This is a genomic window from Amycolatopsis sp. NBRC 101858 (genome assembly GCF_030269325.1).
GTDB lineage: Bacteria > Actinomycetota > Actinomycetes > Mycobacteriales > Pseudonocardiaceae > Amycolatopsis > Amycolatopsis ponsaeliensis.
This window is the reverse complement of sequence record NZ_BSTD01000010.1, coordinates 135,696-143,596: the sequence shown is the minus strand read 5'-3', so window position 1 is coordinate 143,596 and position 7,901 is coordinate 135,696. Positions and strand designations below refer to the sequence as shown.

6 protein-coding genes and 1 pseudogene are annotated in these 7,901 nt (G+C 72.0%); 6 read left to right on the top strand and 1 reads right to left on the bottom strand.

The genetic code is table 11. The features are described 5' to 3' along the window. Nucleotides 1–1,248 (top strand): annotated as a pseudogene (locus QSK39_RS52880) (family 2B encapsulin nanocompartment shell protein); the annotation flags it as partial. 107 nt (nt 1,249–1,355) lie between these two features. On the opposite strand, the gene QSK39_RS52875 reads toward QSK39_RS52880, so the two are convergent. Beyond that, nucleotides 1,356–1,988 (bottom strand): C45 family autoproteolytic acyltransferase/hydrolase, encoded by a 633-nt coding sequence (locus tag QSK39_RS52875; RefSeq protein ID WP_285485440.1) that lies wholly within the window; start codon nt 1,986–1,988, stop codon nt 1,356–1,358. Nucleotides 1,989–2,057: 69 nt separating this feature from the next. On the opposite strand from QSK39_RS52875, the gene QSK39_RS52870 reads away from it, so the two are divergent. Genes QSK39_RS52870 through QSK39_RS52850 form a run of 5 tightly spaced genes read left to right on the top strand, consistent with a single transcriptional unit; the run spans nt 2,058 to nt 7,858 of the window. Next, complete coding sequence (locus QSK39_RS52870; protein ID WP_285485439.1) at nt 2,058–2,948, top strand: MurR/RpiR family transcriptional regulator; 891 nt, start codon at nt 2,058–2,060, stop codon at nt 2,946–2,948. Then, nucleotides 2,945–4,135 (top strand): ornithine--oxo-acid transaminase, encoded by a 1,191-nt coding sequence (gene rocD, locus QSK39_RS52865; protein WP_285485438.1) that lies wholly within the window; start codon nt 2,945–2,947, stop codon nt 4,133–4,135. The genes QSK39_RS52870 and rocD overlap by 4 nt, the downstream gene beginning before the upstream one ends. Then, nucleotides 4,132–5,049, top strand: a complete 918-nt coding sequence (locus tag QSK39_RS52860) for a GDSL-type esterase/lipase family protein (protein ID WP_285485437.1) — start codon at nt 4,132–4,134, stop codon at nt 5,047–5,049. The genes rocD and QSK39_RS52860 overlap by 4 nt, the downstream gene beginning before the upstream one ends. Further along, complete coding sequence (locus QSK39_RS52855; protein WP_285485436.1) at nt 5,046–6,119, top strand: isocitrate/isopropylmalate dehydrogenase family protein; 1,074 nt, start codon at nt 5,046–5,048, stop codon at nt 6,117–6,119. Before QSK39_RS52860 ends, QSK39_RS52855 begins: the two co-directional genes overlap by 4 nt. Next, entirely contained in the window at nt 6,116–7,858 is a 1,743-nt protein-coding gene (locus tag QSK39_RS52850; protein WP_285485435.1) for an aldehyde dehydrogenase family protein, read from the top strand. Before QSK39_RS52855 ends, QSK39_RS52850 begins: the two co-directional genes overlap by 4 nt. Nucleotides 7,859–7,901: the final 43 nt, after the last annotated feature.

Sequence of the window (7,901 nt, the reverse complement as noted above, 5' to 3'; positions counted from 1 at the left end):
ACGTCCCCGCCGGCAGCTACCGCGTCAACCGCCGCCTCACCTACACCATCGGCGACGGCAAAGTCAGCTTCTACAACACCGGCGCCCGCATCCAAGTCGTCCCCGCCGAACTCACCGAACTCGAACTCCTCCGCGGCTTCAACGACGAACAGGCACTGAGCGCCCTCGCCGAAGCCTTCGAACAACGCGAATACGAACCCGGCTCGACGATCATCGACGCGGGCACACCGCTCGACACGCTGATCCTCATCGCCCACGGCAAAGTCACCCAGCACGGCCGCGGCGAGTACGGCGACGAGACCCACCTCGGCACCGCAACGGACGGCGACCACCTCGGCGCCGAACTCCTCGCCCGCGACGACGCGACGTGGACCTTCACCGCCCGCGCCGCGACCCACGTGATCGCCCTCGTCCTGCCCGCGGACGCCTACGCCCGGCTCAACGGCCGGTCCGAGCCGCTCCGCGCCCACGTCGCCGAAGCCCTCGGCCGACCACGGAAACCCCAGAACGCCAAGGGCGAAGCCAGCATCGACCTCTCCGCCGGCCACGACGGCGAGCCGATGCTCTCCGGCACCTACGTCGACTACGACCCCTCGCCCCGCGAGTACGACCTCGCCGTCGCGCAAACCGTGCTGCGCGTGCACAACCGCGTCACCGACCTCTACAACAACCCCATGAACCAGCTGGAACAACAACTCCGGCTCACCGTGGAAGCGCTGCGGGAACGGCAAGAACACGAACTCGTCAACAACACCGACTTCGGGCTCCTGCACAACGTCGACCTCAAACACCGCCTCACCACCCGCACCGGACCACCCACCCCCCCTCGACCTCGACGACCTCCTCTGCCGGCGCCGCAAAACGAAGTTCTTCCTCGCCCACCCCCGCGCCATCGCCGCGTTCGGGCGCGAATGCACCCGAACGCGCCTCTACCCCGACACCTCGGTGCTCGACGGCAAACGCGTCCAAACCTGGCGCGGCGTCCCGATCCTGCCCTGCGACAAAATCCCGATCACCGAGACCGGCACGACGTCGATCCTGGCCATGCGCACCGGCGAAGACGACGCCGGCGTCATCGGCCTGCGACCCAAGGAACTCCCGGACGAGTACCAGCCCGGCTTGAACGTCCGGTTCATGGGCATCAGCGAGCGGGCGGTGACCTCGTACCTGGTGAGCGCCTACCACTCCGCCGCCGTACTGGTCCCGGACGCACTCGGCGTCCTCGACCACGTCGAAACCGGCTCATGACCCACCCGAGCCGTCGGCGATGTGCCACGGCAGCAGCTGGTAGTCGCCCCCGCACGGGTTCCCGCGCAGCACGCGGTACTCCCCCGCGGTGAGGTCGACCAGGCTGCTCACGGTCGTCTTGTAGCGGCGCACGTCCGGGTCGCCCGCCCGGGGTGCGCGCACACCCCATGCGGGTGCCCGAAGTGGTCACTCATGGTCTCCTGCACGACCTTGTGCACCCCCGCCGAGTCCGTCGAGGCCGTTGGCGTCGAGCGCGAGTCCGGCCGAATTGGCGCCTGGCGGCCGACCTGACCCGCCTCCACCCGCATGATCACCGTCGGCTTGGGCGGCCGCACGATCCGGATCAGCACCGTCGTGGCCTCGGTCTCCGCCCGCCAGTCCCCGTTCTGTCCACAGTAGACGTGATCGTCGGCGGTCGCCTCGGGCAGCAGCGCGAACGACGAGCAGCCGTCCATCTCCGTGAAGCCGCCGGCGTGGTTGCGCGCGATTTCGCCGCGGGCGTTGAGCGCGAGCACCTCGTCCGGGTGCACGCCGGCGCCCGCCGCGATGCCGTCCATCTCCTCGGGGAGGTCCGGGGCGTGGGCGGCGGCGAGCCACAGCCCGACCCGCGAGACCACGTCGGCCCAGGCCAAGCCGGGCTTGTGGGCGAACGAGCGCCGGTAGTGGTCGAGTGGCGGCCGCGGTCGGCGGGCGAGCCGCTGAGCTCCAGCAAGGGACGGGCAAGCGGATGTAGTGGCCATTACAGACCTTGCATCGAATGATTGATGCGTTACTATGTAGTCATTCCTACAGGGAAGTCAATGACTGACATGGACACTACAGAGCTGTCGCTGCAGGACCGGATCACCGGCCGCCTGGCGATGATGTCGAAGGCCGAGCGGAAGGTCGCGGAGTACCTGCGCACCCACAGCCGCGAAGCCATCTTCGCCACCGCCGGGCAGATCGCGGCGGCCGCCGGCACGAGCGACGCGACCGTCGTCCGGACGGCGCGTTCGCTGGGGTACGCGGGCCTGCTGGAACTGCGGCACAGCCTCACCCGGCAGGTGGTGCGGGCCACGAGCCCGGCTCCCCCTCCCGGGCGGCCGGACGAGCGAGTCTCGGCGACCGCCGCCCTGCTCGAGCGGGTGTTCACCGAGGCGGCGCAGCGGCTGGCGGACACCTGGCGGCTCACCACCGAGCCCGCGTTCGACACGGCGGTCGAAACCCTGGCCTGCGCCCGCGAGGTACTCGCCTTCGGGATCGGGCCGTCCGAATCGGTCGCCGCCTACCTGGCCCTGCGGCTGCGCCGGATCGGCCGGCGCGCCCGGGTCAGCGGCGCCACCGGCTTCCGCCTGGCCGACGACCTCCTGGAACTCGGCCGCGGTGACGTCGTCGTCCTGTACTCCCCCGGCCGGCTGCTCGCCGAGCTGGAGATCGTGCTCGACCACGCGGTCGCCGTCGGCGCGCAGGCCGTGCTGATCTCCGACTCGCTCGTCCCCGTGTACGCCGACCGCGTGCACGTCTCGCTGTTCGCCGTGGACAGCGACACCGGAGCGACCGGCGAAGCCCTGCCGTCCCAGGTGCTCACCGACGCCCTCGTGCTCGCGGTGCGCGCGACGGACGAGGCCCGCGCCACCGAACGCGCCGAGCTGCTGACCGGCCTGCGCTCGGAGCTGAGCCAGACCCGGACCACCCGCCGTCCCAGGAAAGAGAGCCCGTGAGCGCGACGACCGAAGAAATCAGCCGCGTCGAGGCCGGTACCGCCCGCAACTACCACCCGCTGCCCGTCGTGCTGGCCGAAGGACGCGGTGCCTGGGTCACCGACGTGGAGGGCCGGCGCTACCTCGACCTCCTCGCCGGGTACAGCGCCCTGAACTTCGGCCACGGCGACAAGGAGCTCCTGTCCGTGGCCCACGAGCAGCTGGACCGGCTCACGCTGACCAGCCGCGCGTTCCACCACGACCGGCTCGGCACCTTCAGCGAGGAACTGGCCGCGCTCGCCGGGATGGACCTGGTGCTGCCGATGAACACCGGCGCCGAAGCGGTCGAGACGGCGATCAAGGTGGCCCGGAAGTGGGGCTACACGGTCAAGGGCGTGCCGGCCGGGCGTGCGCGGATCGTCGTGGCGGGCGGCAACTTCCACGGCCGCACCACGACCATCGTCGGCTTCTCCGACGACCCGGTCGCGACGGCGGACTTCGGCCCGTTCACGCCGGGATTCGACACCGTCCCGTTCGGCGACGCCGACGCACTGCGCGCGGCCGTCACCGAGGACACCGTCGCGGTGCTGATCGAGCCGGTGCAAGGGGAAGCGGGCGTGCTCCTGCCCCCGGCCGGCTACCTCGCCACCGTCCGCGAGACCTGCACTGCGCACGACGTCCTGCTGATCGCCGACGAGATCCAATCCGGGCTCGGCCGCACCGGGCGCACCTTCGCCTGCGAACACTCCGGTGTCGTGCCGGACGTCTACCTGCTCGGCAAGGCGCTCGGCGGCGGGCTGGTTCCGCTGTCGGCGGTGGTGTCCCGCCGGGACGTCCTCGGCGTCCTGCGGCCGGGCCAGCACGGCAGCACCTTCGGCGGCAACCCCCTCGCGTGCGCCATCGGCACGGCCGTCGTCCGCAAGCTCGCGACCGGCGAGCCGCAGCGCCGGGCCGCCGAGCTGGGCGAGGTCTTCGCCGGGCTCCTCGCCGGGCTGCCGAACGTCGGGGAGGTGCGCACGCTCGGCCTCTGGGCCGGGGTCGACGTCCTCGGCCGCAGCGGCCGCGACGTCTGCGAAGGACTGCTCCGCCGCGGCGTGCTGGCAAAGGACGCCCACGGTTCGACGATCCGCCTCGCGCCGCCGCTGGTGATCGACGAGGAGGACCTGCGGCACGCCGTCGGGCAGCTCGCCGAGGAGCTCGCGTCGTGAAGGACTTCCTGCGCGGCCACGCGGAACTCGCCGAGGAGGACGGCCGGCTCGTCCCCCGCCGGCTGCCCGCCGGATCGCTGCACCCGCGGCTCGACGACGCCGCGCGGATGCCCGCCGGGGTCCGGCTCGAGTTCGACACCGACGCGCGCGGATTCGACTGGGACGTGCGGACTACCGCCGACATCGACGTCGTGGTCGACGGGAACCTGCTCAGCCGCTCGCCCACGGTCCACGTCGACGGGCTTGCGGCCGGGCGCAAGCGCGTGCGGATCTGGCTGCCGCAGTCGAGTCCCGTCAGCCTCGGGGAACTCGAGCTGAGCGGCGAAGCGACGCCGGTACCGGAAGGCCGGCGCTGGATCGCGTACGGCAGCTCGATCACCCAGTGCCGGCTGGCCGCCGGACCGTCCGAGACCTGGCCCGCCCTGGTGGCGACCGAACTGGGCTGGTCGTTGCGCTGTCTGGGGTTCGCGGGCGAATGCCACCTCGATCCCGTGGTGGCCCGGTACATCCGCGACACCGAAGCGGACGTCATCAGCCTGTGCGTCGGCGTCAACATCCACGGCGCCGCCACGTTTTCCGCGCGCTCGCTGGGGCCCGCGCTCGAAGGGTTCGTCCGCACGATCCGCGACGGCCACCCGGACACGCCGATCCTGCTCACCACTCCCCTGCACGCGCCCGAACGCGAGCGGCAGCCCAACGCGCTCGGGCTCACCCTCGCCGACGTGCGGGCCGAGGTCGCGAACGCCGCCCACGGCCTGCCGGTCGTCGACGGCCCGTCGCTCCTCGGTCCGGCCGACGCCGGGTTCCTCGCCGACGGCCTGCACCCGGACGCCGCCGGCTACCGCCTGATCGCCGAGCGGCTGCGGCCGCACCTCGCTGCCCTGCTCCCCGCACCCGAAGGACGTCACCCATGAAGATCCTGGTCCTGCCGGGCGACGGCATCGGCCCCGAAATCACCACCGCCACCCTCGACGTCCTCGCCGCCGCCGACCGGCTCCTGGGGCTCGGCCTGGAGTTCGAGACCCGCGCCATCGGACTGGCGTCGCTGGCCACCGAGGGAACCACCCTGCCTACCGCGGTGATGACCCGGATCCCGCAGGTGGACGGCGTCCTGCTCGGCCCGGTGTCGCACTACGAGTACCCGTCGCGCGCCGAGGGCGGCATCAATCCTTCGGCCGAACTGCGGACGGTGTTCGAGCTGTTCGCGAACGTCCGGCCGTGCCGCTCACGGCCGGAGCTGAGCCTGCTGCGCGCCCCGATGGACCTCGTGATCGTGCGCGAGAACACCGAAGGCTTCTACTCCGACCGCAACATGCACGCGGGCACCGGCGAGTTCATGCCCGACCCCGATCTCGCGCTCTCGGTCCGCAAGGTGAGCGCGAAGGCCGCCGAGCGGGTCGCCGTGGCCGCGTTCGACCTGGCGCGCGGCCGCCGCCGCAAGGTCACCGCGGTGCACAAGGCCAACGTGCTCAAGCTGTCCGACGGGCTGTTCCTGCGCGAGGTCCGGAAGGTCGCTTCGCGGTACCCGGACGTCGAACTCGAGGAGCTGATCGTCGACGCGACGGCCGCCCTGCTCATCCGCACCCCGGACCGCTTCGACGTCCTGGTGACCACCAACATGTTCGGCGACATCCTGTCCGACGAGGCGTCCGAACTCTCCGGCGGTCTCGGCCTCGGCGGGTCGATCAACGCCGGCCACGACCTGTGCGTCGGACAGGCCCAGCACGGGTCCGCGCCGGACATCGCCGGGCTCGGCGTCGCGAACCCGACCTCGCTCATCCTCTCCGCGGCGATGCTGCTCGACTGGCGCGGCCGCCGCGACGACGACCCCGGCCTGGTCAAGGCCGCCGGGCTGATCACCACCGCCGTCGACACCGTGCTCGACGACCCCGCCACCCGCACCCGCGACCTCGGCGGCTCCCTCGGCACGGCCGGGTTCGCCGAGGCCGTCGCCCACGCCCTGACGAAGGTGAGCGCCCGATGATCCTGTCCGTCGACCCGGCCACCGGCACCGAGCTGGCCCGGTTCACCCCGCAGTCCACCGTGGACGTCGAGGCCGCGCTCGACGCGGCCGCCGTCGCTCAGGCGCACTGGCGCACCCTCGACGTCACCGGCCGGGTGGGCCTGCTGCGAGAGCTGGCCCGCGTTCTCCGGGCGGGCAAAGAGAAGTACGCCCGGCTGATCACCGCGGAGATGGGCAAGCCGCTCGGCGAGGCCGAAGCCGAGATCGAGAAGTGCGCGGTGACGTGCGAGCACTACGCCGGGCAGGCGGCCACCTACCTCGCCGACCGGCCGATCCCGCCCGACAGCGTCGTCGTGCACGACCCGCTCGGCGTGGTGCTGGCCGTCATGCCGTGGAACTACCCGTTCTGGCAGTTCTTCCGCTTCGCCGCGCCCGCGCTCGCCGCGGGCAACGGGATCGTCCTCAAGCACGCGGCCAACGTCCCGCAGTGCGCGCTGGCCATCGCCGACGTCGTGCGGGACGCGGGAACACCCGACGGGCTGGTCCAGGTGCTGCTCGTGGAGTCCGGCGCCGTCGCCGGGCTCATCGCCGACGAGCGGATCGCGGCGGTCACCTTCACCGGCTCGACGGAGGTCGGCGCGATCATCGCCGCGCAGGCCGGGGCGGCGTTGAAGAAGCAGGTCCTGGAGCTGGGCGGGTCCGACCCGTTCGTCGTGCTGGCCGACGCCGACGTGCCCGCCGCCGCGGCCACCGCCGTCCAGGCCCGGTTCGTCAACGGTGGCCAGAGCTGCGTCAACGCCAAGCGGTTCATCGTCGAAGAAGCCGTGGCTGACGAGTTCGTCCGAGAGTTCACCGCGGCGGCCGCCGCACTGGAGGTCGGCCCGCTGGCGCGGGAGAACCTGCGCGAGACGCTGCACGACCAGGTCCGCCGGAGCGTCGACGCGGGTGCTTCCCTGCTGCTGGGCGGGAAACCGGCCGACGGGCCCGGGTACTGCTACCCGCCGACCGTGCTCGACCACGTGACGCCGGGCATGGCGGCGTTCGACGAGGAGACGTTCGGGCCGGTCGCCGCGATCACGCGGGTGCCCGACGCGGACGCGGCGATCGTGCTCGCCAACCGCACGGAGTTCGGCCTCGGCGCGGCGTTGTGGACGCGCGACCTCTCCCGGGCCACGACGCTGGTGCGCCGGTTCGAGGCCGGCGCGGTGTTCGTCAACGGGATGGTCGCCTCCGACCCGCGGCTGCCGTTCGGCGGTATCAAGAAGTCCGGGTACGGCCGCGAGCTGGGCGCCGAAGGGATCCGCGAGTTCACCAACACGAAGACCGTGTGGCGCGGACCGGGGTCGACGTCGTTCCCGCCGTCGGTGCTGCGCCCGGCATCGCTGCCCGCGCACCACCGTGGTGGCGGCGCGAGCACCGTGCCGTTGGTGACTCGCGCGATCGGCGCGCAGGCGTTCCTCAACGGCACCACGCACTTCGAGGGCGGCGCGGGCATCCCGCTGCACACGCACAACTGCCCGGAGAGCGTGGTGATCCTCGAAGGCTCGGCGATCGTGGAGATCGACGGGACCGAGCACCACCTCGAGCGGTTCGACACGACGTACGTCGACGCGGGCACCCCGCACCGGTTCCGCAACGCCTCGGCGACCGAGCCGATGCGCATCCTGTGGACGTACGCGTCGGTGGAGGCGACGAGGACGATCGTCGAAACCGGCGTGACCACCCGCGTCGACGCCGAGCACGCGAAAGTTTCGGAATAACCCGGAATTCGAAAGTTTCGGACTCCTGCGCCTTCTTGACGGC